Annotated in this window: 17 protein-coding genes and 1 tRNA gene; 10 read left to right on the top strand and 8 right to left on the bottom strand. The window is 65.5% G+C overall.

The window, feature by feature from the left end:
• Positions 1-25 precede the first annotated feature (25 nt).
• From RhoFasB10_RS13840 to RhoFasB10_RS13810, 7 genes are all read left to right on the top strand, one after another.
• On the top strand, positions 26-331 hold the full coding sequence (locus RhoFasB10_RS13840) for a DUF485 domain-containing protein (RefSeq protein ID WP_240931099.1): 306 nt from the start codon (positions 26-28) through the stop codon (positions 329-331).
• The gene (locus RhoFasB10_RS13835; protein ID WP_068424605.1) at positions 332-2,068 is read left to right on the top strand and encodes a cation acetate symporter; all 1,737 of its coding nucleotides are present in this window, start codon (positions 332-334) and stop codon (positions 2,066-2,068) included.
• 202 nt (positions 2,069-2,270) lie between these two features.
• A complete protein-coding gene (locus tag RhoFasB10_RS13830) occupies positions 2,271-2,558 on the top strand; it encodes a DUF485 domain-containing protein (protein ID WP_167676860.1) in 288 nt (95 codons plus the stop codon).
• Positions 2,555-4,189 (top strand): cation acetate symporter, encoded by a 1,635-nt coding sequence (locus RhoFasB10_RS13825; protein WP_167676828.1) that lies wholly within the window; start codon positions 2,555-2,557, stop codon positions 4,187-4,189. The genes RhoFasB10_RS13830 and RhoFasB10_RS13825 overlap by 4 nt, the downstream gene beginning before the upstream one ends.
• Before the next feature lie 78 nt (positions 4,190-4,267).
• Positions 4,268-4,702, top strand: a complete 435-nt coding sequence (locus RhoFasB10_RS13820) for an SRPBCC family protein (protein WP_068424598.1) — start codon at positions 4,268-4,270, stop codon at positions 4,700-4,702.
• 78 nt (positions 4,703-4,780) lie between these two features.
• Complete coding sequence (locus RhoFasB10_RS13815; RefSeq protein ID WP_068424597.1) at positions 4,781-6,412, top strand: VWA domain-containing protein; 1,632 nt, start codon at positions 4,781-4,783, stop codon at positions 6,410-6,412.
• Between the two features lie 57 nt (positions 6,413-6,469).
• Positions 6,470-8,119, top strand: a complete 1,650-nt coding sequence (locus RhoFasB10_RS13810) for a VWA domain-containing protein (protein WP_068424596.1) — start codon at positions 6,470-6,472, stop codon at positions 8,117-8,119.
• Positions 8,120-8,131: 12 nt separating this feature from the next.
• Here the strand turns inward: RhoFasB10_RS13810 and RhoFasB10_RS13805 are convergent, their stop codons facing one another.
• Both RhoFasB10_RS13805 and RhoFasB10_RS13800 read right to left on the bottom strand, forming a co-directional pair.
• On the bottom strand, positions 8,132-8,869 hold the full coding sequence (locus RhoFasB10_RS13805) for an energy-coupling factor transporter transmembrane protein EcfT (RefSeq protein WP_167676826.1): 738 nt from the start codon (positions 8,867-8,869) through the stop codon (positions 8,132-8,134).
• The gene (locus tag RhoFasB10_RS13800) at positions 8,866-10,887 is read right to left on the bottom strand and encodes an ABC transporter ATP-binding protein (RefSeq protein ID WP_254303483.1); all 2,022 of its coding nucleotides are present in this window, start codon (positions 10,885-10,887) and stop codon (positions 8,866-8,868) included. Before RhoFasB10_RS13800 ends, RhoFasB10_RS13805 begins: the two co-directional genes overlap by 4 nt.
• A gap of 72 nt (positions 10,888-10,959) precedes the next feature.
• On the opposite strand from RhoFasB10_RS13800, the gene RhoFasB10_RS13795 reads away from it, so the two are divergent.
• Positions 10,960-11,403, top strand: coding sequence for a GNAT family N-acetyltransferase (locus RhoFasB10_RS13795; RefSeq protein WP_254303511.1), 444 nt, complete (start codon positions 10,960-10,962; stop codon positions 11,401-11,403).
• 4 nt (positions 11,404-11,407) lie between these two features.
• Here RhoFasB10_RS13795 and RhoFasB10_RS13790 read toward each other — a convergent pair whose 3' ends face one another.
• From RhoFasB10_RS13790 to RhoFasB10_RS13770, 5 genes are all read right to left on the bottom strand, one after another.
• Entirely contained in the window at positions 11,408-12,826 is a 1,419-nt protein-coding gene (locus RhoFasB10_RS13790; RefSeq protein WP_068424592.1) for a DEAD/DEAH box helicase, read from the bottom strand.
• Between the two features lie 254 nt (positions 12,827-13,080).
• Entirely contained in the window at positions 13,081-14,421 is a 1,341-nt protein-coding gene (locus tag RhoFasB10_RS13785) for an HNH endonuclease (protein WP_254303482.1), read from the bottom strand.
• Positions 14,422-14,497: 76 nt separating this feature from the next.
• Positions 14,498-14,926 carry a DUF732 domain-containing protein gene (locus RhoFasB10_RS13780; protein ID WP_157105281.1) on the bottom strand — a complete coding sequence of 143 codons (429 nt, stop codon included), beginning with the start codon at positions 14,924-14,926 and terminating at the stop codon, positions 14,498-14,500.
• Positions 14,927-14,971: 45 nt separating this feature from the next.
• Positions 14,972-15,047 (bottom strand) — tRNA-Arg (locus tag RhoFasB10_RS13775).
• 201 nt (positions 15,048-15,248) lie between these two features.
• On the bottom strand, positions 15,249-16,481 hold the full coding sequence (locus tag RhoFasB10_RS13770; RefSeq protein ID WP_068424589.1) for a helix-turn-helix domain-containing protein: 1,233 nt from the start codon (positions 16,479-16,481) through the stop codon (positions 15,249-15,251).
• A 413-nt stretch (positions 16,482-16,894) separates the two neighbouring features.
• Here RhoFasB10_RS13770 and RhoFasB10_RS13765 point away from each other — a divergent pair, with 413 nt between their 5' ends.
• Together RhoFasB10_RS13765 and RhoFasB10_RS13760 are read left to right on the top strand one after the other, a co-directional pair.
• On the top strand, positions 16,895-17,713 hold the full coding sequence (locus tag RhoFasB10_RS13765) for an acyl-ACP desaturase (RefSeq protein WP_068426022.1): 819 nt from the start codon (positions 16,895-16,897) through the stop codon (positions 17,711-17,713).
• Between the two features lie 129 nt (positions 17,714-17,842).
• On the top strand, positions 17,843-18,712 hold the full coding sequence (locus tag RhoFasB10_RS13760) for a universal stress protein (RefSeq protein ID WP_068424587.1): 870 nt from the start codon (positions 17,843-17,845) through the stop codon (positions 18,710-18,712).
• Here RhoFasB10_RS13760 and RhoFasB10_RS13755 read toward each other — a convergent pair.
• Positions 18,709-19,035: a cupin domain-containing protein gene (locus tag RhoFasB10_RS13755; RefSeq protein WP_068424584.1), complete on the bottom strand. Its 327-nt coding sequence runs from the start codon at positions 19,033-19,035 to the stop codon at positions 18,709-18,711. The genes RhoFasB10_RS13760 and RhoFasB10_RS13755 overlap by 4 nt on opposite strands.
• Positions 19,036-19,096: the final 61 nt, after the last annotated feature.

The following is a 19,096-nucleotide window of genomic DNA, read 5'->3' as shown; positions in this document are numbered from 1 at the left end:
TCTCGCGGGCAGGCGCGGAGCACGCATGGTGCGCACCCGCGTCGAGGTCCAGGAGCAGACCGAGGTCGGCGACGCGATGGTCCGTGGTCTCGTACGTGCACAACTGATGCTGTCCGTCCGGTTGGCGCTGCTGACGTTGGCCGTGCTGTTCGCCATCCCGCTCGTGTCCCTCGTCGTTCCCGCGTTCGCCGACGCGACGCTGTTCGGAATTCGGCTGCCGTGGCTGGTGTTGGGTGTCGCGGTCTATCCGCTGCTGCTGGTCGTCGGGTGGGTGTACGTGCGTCAGGCCGACCGCAACGAACACGAGTTCGTCGACCTCGTGGACGACTAGATGGACACCGTGCCCTGGGTGACGGTTGCCGCGCTGCTGCTCGCAGCCGTCGCCACGGTCGCGATCGGTGTCTACGGCGTGAGACTGGCACGCACGACGTCGGACTTTCTGGTGGCGTCGCGCAGTGTCGGGCCGAGGTGGAACGCGGCGGCGATCTCCGGTGAATACCTCTCGGCTGCGTCGTTTCTCGGCGTCGCCGGTCTCATCGCGAAATACGGCGCGGACGCGCTGTGGTACCCGATCGGATTCACCGCGGGCTACCTCGGATTGCTGCTGTTCGTCGCCGCACCCTTGAGACGTAGCGGGGCGTACACGGTCCCGGATTTCGCCGAGTTCCGCCTCGGCTCACGGCGATTGCGGACACTGGCGATGTTCGTCGTCGTCATCATCTGCGCGCTGTATCTGGTGCCGCAGTTCCAGGGTGCGGGCCTGACACTGAACATCCTTCTCGGCGTTCCGAGTTGGGTCGGCGCGGCCGTCGTCGGTCTCATCGTCATCGCGAACGTCGTCGGGGGCGGGATGCGGTCGATCACGTTCGTGCAGGCGTTCCAGTACTGGCTGAAGCTCACGGCCGTCGCCGTTCCCGCCGTCGTGCTGGCCATGCACTTTCTCGCGGACGACCGTGTCGTCGGCAGTCCGGCGCCACCGACCGTCGATCGTGAGACGACCGTCGAGATCTCCACCGACGTTCTGGTGCAGGTGGATTCGCCGATCGAGGTGACCGCGCGGGGAACCGTCGACCAGGAGGCCGTGGACGGGCGTTTTGTTCTCGACCCCGGAACGCACGAACTCGGCGACGGTACGACGCTCGTTCTCGACGCGGACTCGCCGGTTCCCGTCGTCGCGGGGGCGCCGACGACGGATCGACAGTGGGCGCAACCGGGGTGGGGACTGGGCGGGACGCACCCGCTGTACCAGGTCTACTCGCTCATTCTCGCGACGTTCCTCGGTACTCTCGGCCTGCCCCACGTGCTGGTGCGGTTCTACACGAACCCCGACGGACGTGCCGCACGCATCACGTCGCTGACGGTGTTGGGTCTGCTCGGCGTGTTCTATCTGTTCCCGACGCTGCTCGGGGTGTTCGCTCGCCTCTACGTGCCGCAACTGTCGATCACCGGCACGTCCGACGCCGCGGTGTTGCTGCTGCCGGGGTCGGTCCTGTCGGGTGTCGGTGGCCAACTGCTCGCTGCCGTCGTCGCCGCGGGTGCGATCGCGGCGTTCCTGTCGACGTCGTCCGGCCTGCTCGTCAGTATTGCCGGCGTGCTCAGCACCGATGTGCTGCGCGGTCGGGTCCGCGACTTCCGTATCGCGGCCGTCCTCGCCGGCATCGTCCCGCTTGCTCTGTCTCTGGGTGTGGTGTCGCTGGATCTCTCGCGCACGGTCGGGTTGGTGTTCGCCGTGGCCGCGTCGACGTTGTGCCCGCTGCTCGTGCTCGGAATCTGGTGGCGCGGTTTGACGGCCGCGGGCGCCGCGGCGGGGCTGATCGGCGGCGGCGTCGTGTCCCTCACCGCGGCGACGCTGTCGGTGTTCGGAGTGTCCGACGCCGTGTGGTCCGGCTGGCCCGCAGCGATTCTCGGCTACCCGGCGGCGGTCAGTGTTCCGCTCGCGTTCGCGCTCATGATCCTGGTCAGCAAGGCCACGGCACGATCGGTGCCTGTCGACGTCGGACGCATCTTCACCCGGCTGCACGCGCCGGAACGTCTCGACATGGGCCGCGATCGCGAGCGCGAGCTGTAAGTCCGTTCGTCGTCGTTCGGCGACCGTTCGTCGCATCGACGGTCGGTTCACCGTGCGATCGCTGCCGCATCGTTCCTTTGTGATGTGGCTCTCATTACCGTCTCCTTCAGTTCCGAGTCACAGACCGTGACGGCCGAAAGAGGGAGCAACGACGGTGACCAAGCCGGATACAACACCCCCGGATGCGCAAGCGTTCGTGGAGATGCAAGCAAGCCCGGAGTTTCAGGAGCTGCGACGACGCCTGCGCAACTTCGTCTTTCCGATGACCGCGTTCTTTCTGATCTGGTACATCGTCTACGTGCTGCTCAGCAACTACGCGCACGACTTCATGTCCACCCCGGTGTGGGGCAACATCAACGTCGGCCTGCTGCTGGGGCTCGGTCAGTTCGTGACGACCTTCGCCATCACGGGCATCTACGTCCGATTCGCGAACCGTGAGCTCGATCCCCGCGCCGAAGCGCTTCGCAACGAAATGGAGGCTCGGTCGTGAACGTCCTGGCACAAGCCGCCGACACCACCGTCGGCGAACCGATCGTCAACATCGCGATCTTCGGTGCGTTCGTCGCCGTCACCATGTTCGTCGTCATTCGCGCGAGCAAGAAGAACGCGACGGCGTCGGAGTTCTTCACCGCGGGCGGCGGATTCTCCGGGCCGCAGAACGGCGTCGCGATCGCCGGTGACTATCTGTCCGCGGCCAGCTTCCTCGGCATCGCAGGTGCCATCGCGGTCTACGGGTACGACGGCTTCCTGTACTCCATCGGGTTCCTCGTCGCGTGGCTCGTCGCATTGCTTCTCGTCGCCGAATTGCTCCGCAACACAGGTAAATTCACGATGGCCGACGTGCTGAGCTTCCGTCTGAAGCAGCGTCCGGTCCGTACCGCGGCCGCGTTGTCGACGCTGACGGTGTCGTTGTTCTACCTGCTCGCGCAGATGGCAGGCGCGGGTGGACTCGTCGCACTGCTGCTCGACATCTCCGATCGCACCGGGCAATCCATCGTCATCGCCGTCGTCGGTGTGCTGATGATCGTCTACGTCCTCGTCGGCGGCATGAAGGGTACGACGTGGGTGCAGATCATCAAGGCTGTTCTGCTCATCGCAGGCGCGCTGTTCATGACGGTGCTCGTGCTCGCGAAGTTCGGATTCAACCTGTCCGACCTGCTCGGTAGCGCACAGGCGACCATCTCCGGCTCGGCCAGCGAGACCGTCGCTGCGACCAACGTGCTCGAGCCCGGTGCCCAGTACGGCGGCAGCAACATGTCCAAGCTGAACTTCCTGTCGCTCGGCATCGCACTCGTGCTCGGAACTGCCGGTCTCCCACACGTTCTCATGCGCTTCTACACCGTGCCCACCGCGAAGGAAGCCCGTCGCAGTGTCGTCTGGGCCATCGCTCTGATCGGTGCGTTCTACCTGTTCACCCTGGTTCTCGGCTACGGCGCCGCGGCCATCGTCGGACCGGATCGCATTCTCGCGTCGGCAGGCGGACAGAACTCGGCCGCACCGCTTCTCGCGTTCGAACTCGGCGGTGTCGTCCTGCTCGGCGTCATCTCTGCCGTCGCCTTCGCGACGATCCTCGCCGTCGTCGCGGGTCTGACGATTACCGCATCGGCGTCGTTCGCACACGACATCTACGCGTCCGTCATCAAGAAGGGCGACGTCGACGAGCGGAAGCAGGTCAAGGTCTCGCGGATCACCGCCGTCGTGATCGGTTTGCTCGCGATCGGCCTCGGCATCCTCGCGAACGGACAGAACATCGCGTTCCTCGTCGCACTGGCGTTCGCCGTCGCCGCAGCCGCGAATCTGCCGACCATCGTGTACTCGCTGTTCTGGCGTCGCTTCAACACCACCGGCGCGCTGTGCAGTATGTACGGTGGCCTGATCTCGACGCTCGTGCTCATCGTCTTCTCGCCCGCCGTGTCCGGGTCGAAGACGTCGATGATTCCCGGTTCGGACTTTGCCTGGTTCCCGCTGTCCAACCCGGGCATCGTGTCCATCCCGCTGGCCTTCTTGCTCGGCATCGTCGGCACCCTGTTGTCGAAGGACAACGAGGACAAGACCAAGCAGGCCGAGATGGAGGTGCGGTCGCTGACCGGCATCGGTGCCGAAAAGGCGTCGGTCCACTAGGAACTGTCACAAAACCACGACGCCCGTGTGAGTCATGCCTCACACGGGCGTCGTGGCATGTGTGGTTACTATCCCTGCGTGGCCAAGCTGAAGGTTTCCGTCAACGTTCCCCTCGACCCCGACACGACGTGGTCTCACGCGTCGGATCTCGCGGACTACGAGAAGTGGTTGTCCATCCACGAAGCATGGCGAGGCGAGCTCCCCGACCAGCTCGCTGCAGGCACCACGCTGGAGAGCGTGGCCACCGTGAAGGGCATGCGCAACCGGGTCCGCTGGACCATCGAGAGCTACGACCCACCGAAGAAGTTGAAGCTGAAAGGAAACGGAAAGGGCGGCGTCAAGATCTCGCTCGTGCTGTCGGTGTCCGAAGCCAAGGCCGGCGGATCGGACCTCGCGCTCGACATCGATCTCGGCGGAGCGCCGTTGTTCGGGCCCATCGGCTCGGGCGTCGCACGAGCCTTGAAGGGCGACATCGAGAGCTCGCTGAAGAAGTTCGAGACTCTGTACTCGTAGAACCCGTTACTATCGCCGCCAACCGCACAGCGGGAGTCATCGCAGTTCGGCTTCTGCTCACTACGGAGAGGTTCTGCAATGCCAGGCAAACACAGCGCGCCGTCCGCCGCGTCCGGCTCGACGGGATTGGTGAAGTACGGCGTTATCGCCGTCGTGGCGCTGCTCGTGGTCGGCGGCGGTGTGTTCGCAGCACAAAAGGCCTTCGGTTCCGATTGTTCCGATCCGGCCACGTACACCCTGGCAGCCGATCCTGCGATCGCGGACGTGGTGGCCGGCGTTCTGGCAGGCAAGTCGGCCGACGAACTCGGGTGCGGCAGCGTCGACGTCACCGCCCAGGATTCGGCCGACGCGTCGGCCGCGGTGTCGAAGGGTGCCGACGCGCCTGCTCTGTGGATTCCCGACTCGTCGCTGTGGGTCGGCAAGACCGTACGTGCGACGGGCGCCCTCGTCGACCTGGCCAGCCAGTCGGTGGCCAGTAGTCCGGCGGTCATCGCTGCCCGCAAGGACGAGGTTCCGTTTTTCGACACCTGGCTCACGGCACTGCAGTTGCGTGGCCTACGAATCGGTAATCCGCTCAGCAACACCGTGTCCGACGCGGCCATCCTCGGCGCGCTCGCCGAAGCCGGGTCCGACGCCGAGGCCGTCGACTCGGTGTCCGCTGCCCTCGTTCCCATCGCGCAGGCGCAGGCCGCGACGCGTGGGGAGGCGGACCCCGTCGTGCGTCTCGACGAGATGTCCTCCGACGGCGGCGTCGCCGTCGTGTCCGAACAGTCGCTGCTGACGTACGAGAAGGACACCGGCACCGAACTCGGTGCGACGACACCACCCACCGGCAGCTTCTTTCTCAACTTCCCGCTTGCCGTCACCGAGCCCGCGGGGGAGCGGCACGACGAGGCCAAGGAGGTCGGCCGCGCCGTCGCCGACGCCCTCGCTTCCGAGGCCGGTCTGTCGGCGCTGTCCGACGCAGGCTTCCGAGCTCCCGACGCGACCGCCCTGAGCGACGGCCGCGGTTTGGGTGATGTCACAACGTTGACCATCGCGGATCAACAGACCGCCGAGGACACGTTGCAGCGGTATCAGGTCCTGGCGCTGCCGTCGCGCACGCTCGTCATGGAAGACGTGTCCGGCTCGATGGGCTACAGCGCGGGCGCCGACACCCGGATCGGACTGACCGTCCAGGCCAGCGACACCGGCAACCGACTGTTCCCGGACAACGCAGCTCTCGGGCTCTGGGCGTTCTCGATCGGACTCGGCGGCGGCAACCAGGACTACCGCGAACTCGTGCCGATCCGGCGTCTCGACGAGAACGTGAACGGGACCTCGCAGCGTGAGGTCTTGCTGCAGCAGACGCGGACTCTGCCGAGCCTCGTCGGTGGCGGAACGGGCCTCTACGACACCACGTTGGCGGCGTTCCGGAAGGTCAAGGAAGGGTACGACCCCGACTACATCAACAGCGTCATCATCCTGACCGACGGAACGAACGAAGATCCCGACAGCATCTCCCTCGACGAACTGTTGTCGACGCTACGGGCGGAGCAGGACCCGACGAAGCCCGTCATCGTCGTCACGATCGGGATCACCGACGACGCCGACGCCGGCGTGCTGCAACAGATCTCGGCGGCCACCGGCGGAACCAGCTTCTTGGCGAGAAACCCAGCGGAAATCCCCAACGTCTTTGTGAATGCTCTCAAAAGCCGGTCCGGCCGCTGATTCAGCAGCTAGGTTGGTTTGCCGGATGCACAGAGACTCGTTTGGGGGCGAAGGAGAATGTCGGGGCGGCACGGAACTGGATCGCGCACACATCCTGCCCTGACGTGGGGTGCCATCGTCGTAGTCGCCGTGGTCGTGGTGGTCGGGGGGTACTTCGGAGTTCAGGCCGTCCGGGCCGGATCCGCCGGGTGCGACGGCACCCGGCAGGTCTCTCTCGCCGTCGATCCGACCATTGCGCCGGTGATCACCGACGTCCTCGCGCAGTCCGACGAGGTGTCGCGTGGCTGCACCGATTTCGAGGTCCGTGCCGAAGCTCCGAGCGACACGGCTGCGGAATTGGCGGGCGAGAACGCGAACCGTCCCGATCTGTGGATCCCGGATTCGACGCTGTGGCTGCTCAAGACGTTGCGATCCACGGGGGCGCTCCCGGAGCTGGCCAAGTCCTCGGTGGCCAACACGCTTCCAGTCGTTGTCTCTCAGGACGATTCGCTGCCCCCTGCCGTGACATGGCTTCAGGTTCTGCAGAAGCAGGGTCAGCGCATCGGCGATCCGCTCACCAGCAGTGCGTCGTTGGCGTCGATTCTCGGTGCGCTCGCCGAGTCCGAAGTCGCGATCACCGACGCCAACGCGGTGTCGGCGGCGCTCGTGCCGATGGCTCAGGACTTCGGGCGCATCGCCGACACACCTCACGAGGTAGCCGATCTGGTGAAGCAGGTCGCGACCGACGGCGGTACGAGTGTGTCGACGGAACAGAGTCTCGTCGCCTACAACGACGCGAATCCCGGTGCGCCGCTGACGGCGTCGGTGCCGCCGACGGGCAGCTACTTCCTGAACTTTCCGCTCGCCGTCACCGCCGCAGCCGGACCCGACTACGACAGAGCCAAGGACGCCGGCGCGTCGCTGTCGTCGGTGTTGTCGACGAAATCCGCCACGGATGCGTTGACGGCCGCCGGTTTTCGGCAGTCGAACGGCACGGCGTTGCCCGACGGCAAGGGCGTCGGATCGGCGGCATCGCTCGAACTGAAGAATCCGTTGGCGATCGAGACGACGCTCCGCGACTGGGCCGTGCTCGCCTTGCCCCTGCGCACGTTGGTCGTCGAGGACGTGTCGGGTTCGATGGCAGCGAAGTCCGGTGATTCGACGCGCATCGCGTTGACGGTCGATGCCAGCCTCGGTGCGAATTCGCTGTTCAGCGACCAGACCGAGATGGGTCTGTGGGCGTTCTCGATCGGCCTCGGCGGTGGCAACCAGGATTTCCGTGAACTGGTTCCCCTGGGCCCGGTGAGCAACATGGTCGACGGAGTGCCGCAGCGCGAAGCCATTCTGTCGGCCATTCGCACGCTGCCCTCGCTCGTCGGCGGTGGAACCGGTTTGTACGACACGACTCTCGCCGCCTTCCGCCGGGTGAAAGAAGGCTACGACCCGAACTATGTCAACAGCGTCATCATCCTCACCGACGGCGCGAACGAGGATGCGGGCAGCCCGAGCCTCGACGAACTGCTCGCCACGCTGCAGCGCGAGCAGGACCCGGTTCGTCCGATCGTGATCGTGACCGTGGGAATCACGACGGACGCGGATCCCGTTGCGTTGCAGAAGATTTCGGCTGCAACGGGCGGAACCAGCTACATCGCCGAGGATCCACGCGACATCCCCGAGGTCTTCGTCAAGGCACTCAATTCGCGCACCGAACGGGTCGGCGGGCAGTAGACGCGGCGCCGATCAGCCGAGCATCACCGTGAGCACGATGCCCAACGCACAGCACGCCGCGACCACGACGAGTGCAATGGCGTCGGCCATGCCGGGCCTGCTCGGGTACGCGGTGATCTGGCCGGTGCCACCGCGAGCGGTGATGGCCTCGCCCATCTCGGTGGCGCGCCGGATCGCGATCGACATCGTGGCGGTGACGAGGTCGACGATCGAGTTGTCGGCCGCGCTGTTGAGTACCGATTTCGGACGCAGTCGACGTGCCGCGTTCATGACCCGCATCTCCTCGATCAACAGCGGAAGCGATCGCAGGCACAGGGCGACGGTGGCTGCCCATTCGTCGACCGGCAACCGCATCTTCTTCAGCGGATAGCCCAGCACGGCGACTGCAGGCGCGATGTCGCTCATCGACGTCGTCCAGCCGAGCATCATCGACGCACCCAACAGCACGAATGCGAACGTCGTCGCACGCAGGAACAGCAGGATCGCGTCGAACCCGAGCGGCGCGTTGATCAGCGCGCCGATCACGAACAGGCCCCAGATCCAGATGGGTGGACGCGGTATCGCCGTCGGCGGCACGCGCGCGACGATTGCCGTGACGACCAGAAGTGCGACGATGACACCGATGGTCGGCCACGACGGTGCGACCACGAGCAGAATGCTCGGCAGCAGAACCGAGATCAGTTTCGTACCTGCCCACAGCCGGTGGATCGGCGACGTCCGCGGAACCTGCCGCAGCACAACGGTTGTCACGACGTCACTCCTCTTCTCGACAGGTCCTGTGCGATGCGGCCGTTGTCCAACACGATCGTTCGGTCGCAGATGCGGTCCATACCGTCGACGTCGTGGGAAATGACGACGATCGCGATGCCGCGTCGCCGGAGATTCCCGAGCACGCCGATGATCTCCGTTCGGCCCGGCGGATCGAGACCGGCGAGGGGTTCGTCGAGCACGAGCACGCGAGGTTTGTTGACGATCAATCCGGCGATGACGACCCGACGCATCTGCCCGCCGCTGAGTGCGTCGATGTCGCGCCCCGCCAGACGTCGATCCAGTCCGACGGCGTCCATCGCATACGCCACGTGCGCCGAGCCGACTTCGGGACCGCCCGCCGCTTCGATGTCCTCCGAGACGGTCCGGCGTTGCAGTTGCAGACGAGCATGCTGGAAAGCCAGGCCGACGGTTCCGACGTCCCGGGAGATCGGGGAGCCGTCGAACTCGGCCGTGCCGTGCGACGGCGTCGTCAGGCCCGCGAGAACCCATGCGAGCGTCGATTTCCCGGACCCGTTTCCGCCCAGAATCAAAATGCCGTCGCCGTGACGAACGGTGAGGTCGAGACCGTTCAAAGCCTTCTGCGACCACGGCGTACGCCGGTTGTACGTGTGCTCGACGCCGCGTAGTTCCATCAGCGGAGCCCCCGCACGGAACGGCGTGGGGTCGTCGTCCAGGAAGCGTGCACGCATCCAATCCTGGGCGTGCTCGACTTGTCTTCCTCCGTCGAGATGGATGACGCGATCGGCAGCTGTCGTCTCCGATTCCTGATGCGTCACGAGCACGACCGACATGCGGTGCCGCTTCGGGAGATCGGCGAGCAGCGCGACCAATCGGGCCCGGCCGTCCGCGTCGACCATCGTCGTTGCCTCGTCGGCGATCAGCAACGCGGGCCGTCTCGCCAAGGCTGCGGCCACGGCGAGCCGCTGCATCTCACCGCCGGAGAGAGATGCGGTTTCACGTGGACCCATTCCTGCCAGACCCACTTCGGCGAGCAGCGCGTCGACATCGGTATCGGAATCCGGCGCGAGACCCCACACGACATCGTCGGCGACGCGGCTGCCCAGGATCTGACTTTCCGGCCGCTGCAACACCACTGCCGTGCCGCCGACGCGTCCGAGACCCGCGATGCCGGGACGTTCGACGACGCCCGACGTCGGCACGCGGCCGGCCAGGATCCGTGCGAGGGTGGATTTTCCGGAGCCGTTGTGTCCGACGATCGTGACGAATTCGCCGTATCCGATCGTCAGGGCGATGCCCTGCAGCGCGTCCGAGTGTGCGCCGTCGTAGCGAAAGTGTATGTCGTGCAACCGAACCGGAAGGGGGCCGATGTCACCGTCGCCACCTGCGGGCAGATGATCGACGACGGGAATGGTGGCGAGGCGGTCCAGAACGGCGCCGAGGATCAGCCAGGTGAAGAATGCGCCGCCGACGGTGCTGACGCTCATCGTGCCGAGAATCCACCACCACCAGTTGTCGATCACCGCGCCTGCGCTCGATCGCACGACGTCGGCGGTCGACACGAGAGCATCGGCGCGGGCGAGCAGTCGGGCGATGCCCTCGATGGTGTTCTCGATCGTCCGGAGGAACAGCTCTCGAAGCGGCGTCAAGACCCACAGCGCGAGGACCGTCACCAGGCCGAGCGACGGGCCGATGATCGACGCGGTCCCCAGAACCGACAGCAGGCCGTGTCCTTTGCGTTTCGCGCGACCGACCAGCCCGCCGAGCAACGCCGACGTCGCAACAGTGATGGCCGTCGTGGTGCCTGCCGCGACGAACGCGACGAGTGTGCCCGCCACCGCGGCGGACACGAGCGCGCGCGTGCGGTGACGTTGCGCGACGACGGCCATCGGCACAGCTGCAACGATCTGCAGCGCCGTCGCAAGGGGGACCACCATCGCGACGACGGACAGCGCGACGGAGAAACTGCTCATGACCGCAGCCGTGGCCAGTTCTGCAGGCGTCAGGGCCTGCCTGTGGACACGGGGGTTCTTACTCACTTGTCCAGTGTGCCAGGAACCGACTTAAACTCTTGATCAGCGAAAACGAGAGAGGCGCACGAATTGGTCACCGTGAACGAAGAGAGCTGGGACACCCCAGTGGGCGCCCAGTTGCGTGCGGCTCAGCGAGCAGAATTGGATGCTCGCTACGGAAACAGCAACCACGAGCCGGGCAGTGCACCGTCGGCCGACGACATCGCGGTCTTCGTCGTCGCCCGCGACGAGAACGCCGTCGGCATCGGCTGCGGCGCATTGAGACTGCTCGGCGACGGTTCTGCCGAGATCAAACGGATGTACGTCATCCCCTTCGAGCGCGGAGGAGGCGCAGCCGTCGCCATCCTCCGCGAGCTCGAACGTCTGGCCCGTGACCGAGGAATCGAGGTACTCAAACTCGAAACGGGGTCGGGGCAGCCCGATGCGGTGAGGTTCTACGAACGCGAGGGATATTCGCGAATCGATTCGTACGGCCCGTACGTCGACGAGCCGACCTCACTCTGCTTCGCGCGGAGCTTGTAGAAACTCAGCGCGTCCGCTGGCTCGCGGCGGGCCCTGCAGGACGACGGCGACGGCGTCCGCCGCCTGCTGCGTGCTGACGGCCGTCGGCTCCGGCTGCTGTCGCACCTGCACCTGCACGCGGGTTGCCCGACGCGCTGCGGGAATTGCCGCCGCCGCGAGCAGCGGTGCTACGCGGATTGCTGCTGCGGCCGGAACCGTTGCGGGGCTTGGCCTGACGCGGCTGCTGCGTCGCGGCCTTGGGCGCCGGGGCGACGTAGGCTGCCTGCTCGCCGACGAGGCGTGCCACCTCGGGGGAGTCCGCGGTGACGCGGATGGGAGTGACCTTGATGTCGGCCTTGCGCAACAGGACTGCCGTGTCCTTGCGCTGTTCCGGGAGCACGACGGTGACGACGTCCCCCGCACTTCCGGCGCGCGCGGTACGACCCGAACGATGCAGGTACGCCTTGTGTTCGGCCGGCGGATCCACGTGCACGACCAGTGCGACGTCGTCGACGTGCACACCGCGGGCGGCGACGTCGGTGGCGACGAGAACCTTTGCGTCACCGGACGAGAACGCGAGCAGGTTGCGGTCACGCGCAGCCTGGGACAGGTTGCCGTGCAGGTCGACCGACGGGATTCCGGCCTCCGTCAACTGTTTCGCGAGCTTGCGGGCCTGATGCTTGGTACGCATGAACAGGATCCGGCGGCCGGTGCCCGACGCCAACGTGTGCACCAGCTTCTTCTTGGTCTCGACGCCGTCGACCTCGAACACGTTGTGCGTCATGGCGGCAACGGGGGAGGTGGCTTCGTCGACCGAGTGCGTCACCTGGTCGGTGAGGAATCGCTTCACGAGCTTGTCGACGCCGTTGTCCAGCGTCGCCGAGAACAGCAGGCGCTGTCCCTTCGCGGGCGTGGCGGACAGGATGCGGGTCACGCCGGGGAGGAATCCGAGGTCGGCCATGTGATCGGCCTCGTCGAGGACGGTGATCTGCACGTTCTCGAGGCTCACGTAGTGCTGCTTCATGAGGTCTTCGAGACGTCCGGGGCACGCGACGACGATGTCGACGCCTGCGGACAACGCCGCCACCTGACGGTTCTGCGAGACGCCACCGAAGATGGTGGTGACCTTCATCGAGTAGGCAGCGGCCAACGGCTCGATCGTTGCGGCGATCTGGGTGGCCAGCTCACGCGTCGGGGACAGAATGAGGCCACGTGGGCGGCCCGGCCTGCGGCGTCCTGTCGATCCTTCGGCGAGGCGGGCGACCATCGGGATGGAGAACGCCAGGGTCTTGCCGCTGCCGGTCTTGCCGCGGCCGAGCACGTCGCGTCCCGCGAGTGTGTCGGGGAGCGTGTCTGCCTGGATCGGGAAGGGCTCGGTCTTGCCCTGGGCGGAGAGAACTTCGGCGAGTGCAGTCGGGACACCGAACGAAGCGAACGTAGTCATAGAAAGTGGTGTGCCTTTCGGGCAAACTAGTGCACCCATGGGCGAATTCGCCCGCGAATGCAAGGTGGCGAGACTGCCGGTGGGCAGTATCGATCGCCGTAAGAAAAGCCTGTGCAGGGTGCACATGGACAACGCGGCCGGAGCCGGGCGGAAAGTCGAAGCATTCCACGACGTCTGACGAGCAGCTACGCGCGCCATCGTCGAGTGTAACGGGTGAGGCCTCGAAATCATTTCCCGAGTGATGCATCAGGCACTCACGCAGCCGACAGACCGTCGTCGAGATCCTGCTCGACGAGCGACACATACACCCTGCCGACGGGCATCGGCGGTGCCTCCGAGGTGTACCGATGCCCGGTCGGAGTCTCGAAGTCGTACCCGTGCACCACGCCGTATCTACGCGGTCGTGGTGTCGACACCCAGCCTTCGGCTTCCTTCGCGTGGTTGCACGCCGCGCACAGACCCGCCCCGTTGTCCGCGCTCGTCTTTCCTCCCCGTGCATGGGGGCGTATGTGGTCGCGGTGACGAATCGGCGCGTCGCACCACGGTGTTCGGCAGGTTCGGTCACGGATGTCGATCAGCCTCGCCAACGCTGTCGGGAAGTGTCGCGATTTCGACTCCATCGCGGTGAGGGCGCCGGTCGCCGGCGTGGCGTAAAGCCTCCGCAATTCGACGTCGGTGTCGGACTCGCATGCTTCCTTCACGAGATGCCGCGCGATGGTCGCAGGGATGTCTCCGTAGCCGATGAGGTGCGCGGGCTTGGCCCCGTCCGACAGTAGTGAGTCGTCGGAGATGACCAGGTTCACCGACACCGGCGCACTGCTGGTCGCCGACGCGGCGCCTGTAATGCGCTCGTACGCAAGGTCGGCCATGATCTGGTCTCGCGTCCTGGGCTCTTTGCCGACGCCCACCATCGAGTCGGCGTCACGTTTCAAGGTGGCCCACATGGAGACAGCACGATCCATGGATGTCAGCGTGGTGAACTGGGCCATGAAGTCCGGCTGCGGTCGAGTAGCGGTGCGACGCTGCGAATATGCCTTCGCACGCTTCTTCACGACGGACGCCGGATCGAGCTCGGCAGCCAGTGCCCGCGCCTTCCCCTCGATTGCCTTGTCGCCGAGCCCCTTCAGCGTGTCGGGGTTCTCGCAGAGCCGCTTGTCGATCTCCCGTCGGTCGTCGGCGGCCAGGCACGCGGTCTCGCGGGCAATCATGGTGACGCGCCATTCGTTGAGTTCGCCTGCGAGCAGACGTCGGTAAGCATGGGGCATTTCATCGACCAGCGCGCGTGCGAGCCCGAGGAATCTGCCGCCCTTGCTGGGTGATTCGCGGCGAGCCAATCCGATCTGCGACGCAATTCCTTTGCGCCACTGCGATTTCGGCTTTCCGGATTCTTTGCGCTTCGTCTCGATGGTAGTTGCAACCGACACCGTCGCCGTAGCCTGCACGGCCGACGCTGCAGATTTCACGGTTTCGAGGGCGGAGATCAAATCGACGCCGGCCGCTGCGTCGGGCAGGTCGAGCCGCTGTTGCAGCCTCGACACGAACGCGAGCACTTCTGCCGCCCCCAGTGCGTCCTGCGCGTCGTCGATTGTTTCCACGAGATCCCCCAATCTCTTTCGAACACATGTTCGAGACTAGCGGACCGCCGTGAGCCGTGCAAGGGATCGCGACGTGCTAGTTGTCGATCAGGGTAAGGTGCTCGGGGCAGTAGAGCGTGACCGAATTGTCAACGAGGAACTGAGAATCCGCGGGAACCCACGACGCCGAATCTCCTGGCGGCGGGTAGTTCTCGAGGTAGCCTGCCAGCGAAGTCTCGACCGATGACGTCGATTCGCCCCGATCGAATGCTTGGCAGACCGATCTGGCCCAGTCGACCACGGGAACACCCGACGCGACGTATCTGTCGAACAGTCGACCGAAGTCCGCCGGGTCGGACGGAGTTCGTTCGGGCGGAGTGCTGGGAGAAGCGGCTGTCGTCTCGGTGGCCTCGACGCGCGCGCTCGCCGACGGTGCGGCGTCAGCTGATCGGTCGGGCGCACTGCATCCTGCGACGACCGCGCCGACGGCGCAGACCGCCAAAACTGACAGAACGCATGGTTTCATATGCCGCATAGTAGCCAGTGGCTTGGAAGGGCTTGGTGGTACGTGTGGTGCCCTCGGCAGGATTCGAACCTGCGACCTACCCTTTAGGAGAGGGTTGCTCTATCCCCTGAGCTACGAAGGCGCACGGTCAGGGTACCCGATGACTTCGAGAAAGAAGGAAGCCGCCCACACGATGTGTGGACGGCTCCCGAGGTGACAGTGTCCGCCAGTGCGCCTCTCGGCAGGTGGCCGCTCGCAGCGGCAAAGTGTTGGTACCCGGGGCATGGATCGAACACTGTCGAGGGGTGCAACTGCATGCCTTCTCGAATAATTCCCGCGATGGTTAGGCAGCCCCCTGCGAAGCCTCGAGCCGGCGCGCGACCAACGCCGCCTGTAGATGCCTGATGCCCGACGGTCGGGTCGGATCGAACCCGGTGAGCTGCGCGATCCTCTTCAACCGGTAGTCGACGGTGTTGGTGTGCAGGTGCAGCTGTCGGGCCGAGCGCTGACGGTTGAGGTCGTGTGAGATGTGGATCTCCAGCGTCTCGAGAAGTTCGGGGGACGCGTCGAGCGGTTCGAGGATCTGCCGGAGGTGACGTCGACCCGGTCCCGGACGTGTCAGCTGATATTCGAGAACCAGATCGTCCATGCGGTACAGCCCGGCGGGACGGTGAAGTTGATGTGCGAGCACGAGCAACTCGTGAACCTGGTCGGCGGCCGTGGGAATGTCGGCGATGGCCGACTGCTCGGCGGTGGCGGTCACCTGAACCTCGGCGGCGGTGCTGATCCGGTGGACGAGCGCCTCGACCCATTCCTCGTCGTGCACACCGGGAATGAGAACGGTGCCGCCCTCGGGGCTGAGCATCGACAGCGGCGTGCGACCGCAGATGGTCGCGAGTTCGGCTTGAACGCGACGTAGTTTCCGACGCGCGGCGACGGTCCGCTGGATGGCCGGGTCGTTCTCGTCGGGATGAGGAGGAACGGACAACGCGAGCACCAGGTAACTGTCGGCCAGCTCGATTCCGCTCTGACGCGCGAACGACACCGCGTTGTGTCCGCTGAGCAGCGACGACACGAGAGTGTGTGCCGCAGTGTGGTGCTCGCTGGCGACGGCTTGAAGTTCTTCGACGTAACTCTTCGATGCGGCGATCGACACCTTCTCCGACAGAAGTACGAACACTCGCGCTGCTTCGATGAGGCTGCGTGCATCGCCGTCGCCCGCTCGCTTGGACACGAGGTTCCAGCCGATCTGAATTCCCTCGTGATAGACGGTCAGCACAGATTCGAGTGGCACACCTTCACGCGCCCACTGGCTCGCCTTCGCACGAAGTTCGGCGAGGTCCGCGTCGTTCGGAGCGCGACGCTCGTCGAGCATCTGGACCGCGATGCTGATGCACTTGACCGTGAACTCGGTGACGTCGCCGTGCAGTTGCTCGCCAGGTAGCGAACCGCACGGCGTGTTGGCGGCGAAGTGGCCGACGAGCAGCCGGGCCACGGCACGGAAGTCGCGAAGTGGAGCGGAAGCGGGCTCGCCCGCGACCATGATTCCGAGGCTCGTCGTGTTGTGAACGGTCACAGATCAGCCCTTCGTGTGGGAACTTCAGCTCTGGCGGAAACAAAGTTACTGGTGCGTAGTATGGCGTACTTACCTAGTTGTCGTAGGCAAACTTCGACGAAATTCCAACGTTTTCGTACTTGGAGATTGTTTCGAGCCCTCTAGCGGACTAGATCATAGGTTGTTATCAACGCGTTATCCATAGGTTCGGCGAAGAAACTTGTGAGGACTCTCGAGGCCCGGCGATCCGGCCTTGCGACATTGCCTAAACCTTCGAAAACCGGTTCCCAGCGCCGTGATCCGGCGCCTACGTTTTCACGGTGCGGATCCGACGACGCCGACGCACCGACGGGGGCGATCACCATCGATTCAGGGGGTAGGCAGTGCGCGGACGGGTGACTCAACTGGCGTTGCTCCGAGAGCTGGAGCCTGTCATGGAGGCGAAACTCGGTGAGTGCTTCGGCAACTCGTCGACCTGGACGTCGTCGGACTACGTCGAACCCGAATCGTTCTGGAGCGCACAACGTTCCACGCTGACCGAAACCGCCAAGGCGGCACTGATCACGACGCTTCTGACGCACAACAACTATCGCTCGGTGGAGTCGCCTGCCATTCCTGGCGCGTGGACGTCGTGGACGTCCGCCTGGTCCGACGAGAAGGCGCGTCACGCGGCAGCGATAGAGAATTACCTCGTCGCTACGCGCAGCGTCGATCCCGTTGCGCTCGACCGCGCCCGGTTCCAGTGCATGACGGTGGGGATCGCGTCGTCGATGGAAGGTGACCACCTGCTTCGATCGATCGCGCACGCCACGATCGATGTCATGGCCACGATGGTCAGCCACCGCAACGCGGCCGTCGAATGTGCCGATCCGGTGGCGACGGCCCTGCTCGGCCGCGTCGTCGCCGACCAGGAACGTCAGGTCGAGTTCCTCCGCAGCATCGCGGCCGCGGCTTTCGACATCGTGCCCGCGCAGACAGCGTCGATCGTCACCGAGGTCATCATGAACTTCCAGATGCCGGGAAGCGGCCTTCCTGGGTTCGAGCGCAGTTCGATGCTGATCGAACGCGACGGCATCTACGACCTCCGACTCCACCTCGACGAGGTGGTCCTACCGGTCCTGAAGTTCTGGCGATTCTTCGAACGGACCGACCTCGACCTCGGTGCCCGCAGCACCAAGATCCTGGCCGAGTTCCTCGGCGATCTCGAGGCCCGAGCGGCATCGTTCGAAGCGAGAAGACTGCGCGCGTCCTAGGTCGGGCGCGCGACCAGAAAAGCCCCCGGGGGGTCCGAGGGTAGCGTGCCTCTCTCCGGTGTCGAGCCGGAGAGAGGCACCTTCGTCTATCCTGAGGCCGGACATCCGATCCCTACCGGAGGTGGTCCCGTGTCGGGCGCGCATACGATCGTGGTGGGCATCGATGGTTCCGAAAGCGCCGACCGCGCCGTCGTCTGGGCCGCGCTGACAGCTGCACCACGCGGTTGGACGTTGCGGATCGTCACCGCCGTCGATCCTCCTGCGCATCTGGCTGCAGACGACATCACCGAATACCGAGCGGTTGCCGATGCCCGTCTGGCATCGGCCGAAGTCCTCGCACGCGAAAGCGTCGACGAATCCGGGTTCGACATCGTCACCGCGGCGGTGGACGGCAAGGTCGCCGAGGTGTTGATGGCCGAGTCGCACGGTCGGGAAGCGATCGTCCTCGGTGCGAGTGGCCTGGGCGAGTCCGAGTCGGGAGTGCTCGGGTCTGCAGCTGTGGCGTTGTGCGCGCACGGTTCGTCGCCCGTCGTGGTGGTGCGAGGTCGCAGTATCGACGGCCGCCCGCCCACGCTCGGTCCCGTCGTCGTGGGTGTCGACGGTTCCGAGCAGAATCAGGCAGCAGTAGGCGTTGCGTTCGAGGAAGCCGCACAACGTAATTCGCCGCTGGTGGCCGTGCACGTCTGGTCCGACGTGAGTCTTGCTCAGGTGGCGGGCCCGCCGCGCGACTGGGAAACCATCGCCGCGTCGGAAGAAGTTCTGCTCGCCGAGAGTCTCGCGGGATGGCAGAACAAGTACCCGGACGTCGAGGTGCGACGCGTCGTCGCGCAGGACCGTCCGGTGCGCGTGCTCAGCCAGATGTCGGAGCAGGCGTCACTGATCGTCGTCGGACACCGCGGACGCGGCGGGTTCGCCGGCATGCTTCTCGGGTCGACGAGTTACGCGCTCGTCCACACCGCGGACTGCCCGGTCATGGTGGTGCGAGGACCCGGGGGCTAGACCGCCACCGTCAACAGGAACGCGACGTCTTCGATTGCTTCGACGCTGTGACGGGCGTCGGGAATGACGAGAAGGTCACCCGCGGAACCCTTCCAGGACTTCTCGCCGCTGGCGAGTTCGAGTTTGCCGCTGAGAACGAACACCGTGGATTCGCCGTTCAGATCGTGCTCGGCCATCTTGTTTCCCGCTGCGAGCGCGACGACGGTCTGCCGAAGATGCCGTTGGTGACCGCCGTAGACGGTCTGCGAGCTGCGGCCACTGGACGCCCCCACGGCCAGTTTGAGCTGTTGTCGGGCAAGGGCGGTGAGTGACTTCTTGTCCATGTGCCCAGTATGACCCCAATGTCCGTCCGGCAAGAGCGGAGTCGACGGAAGTCGGTGCGAA

Origin of the sequence: Rhodococcus sp. B10, assembly GCF_011770055.1 — a bacterium.
Classification (GTDB): Bacteria; Actinomycetota; Actinomycetes; order Mycobacteriales; family Mycobacteriaceae; genus Rhodococcoides; species Rhodococcoides kyotonensis_B.
Note: the sequence above shows the minus strand (reverse complement) of the source record. Positions and strands in the feature narration are given on the sequence as shown.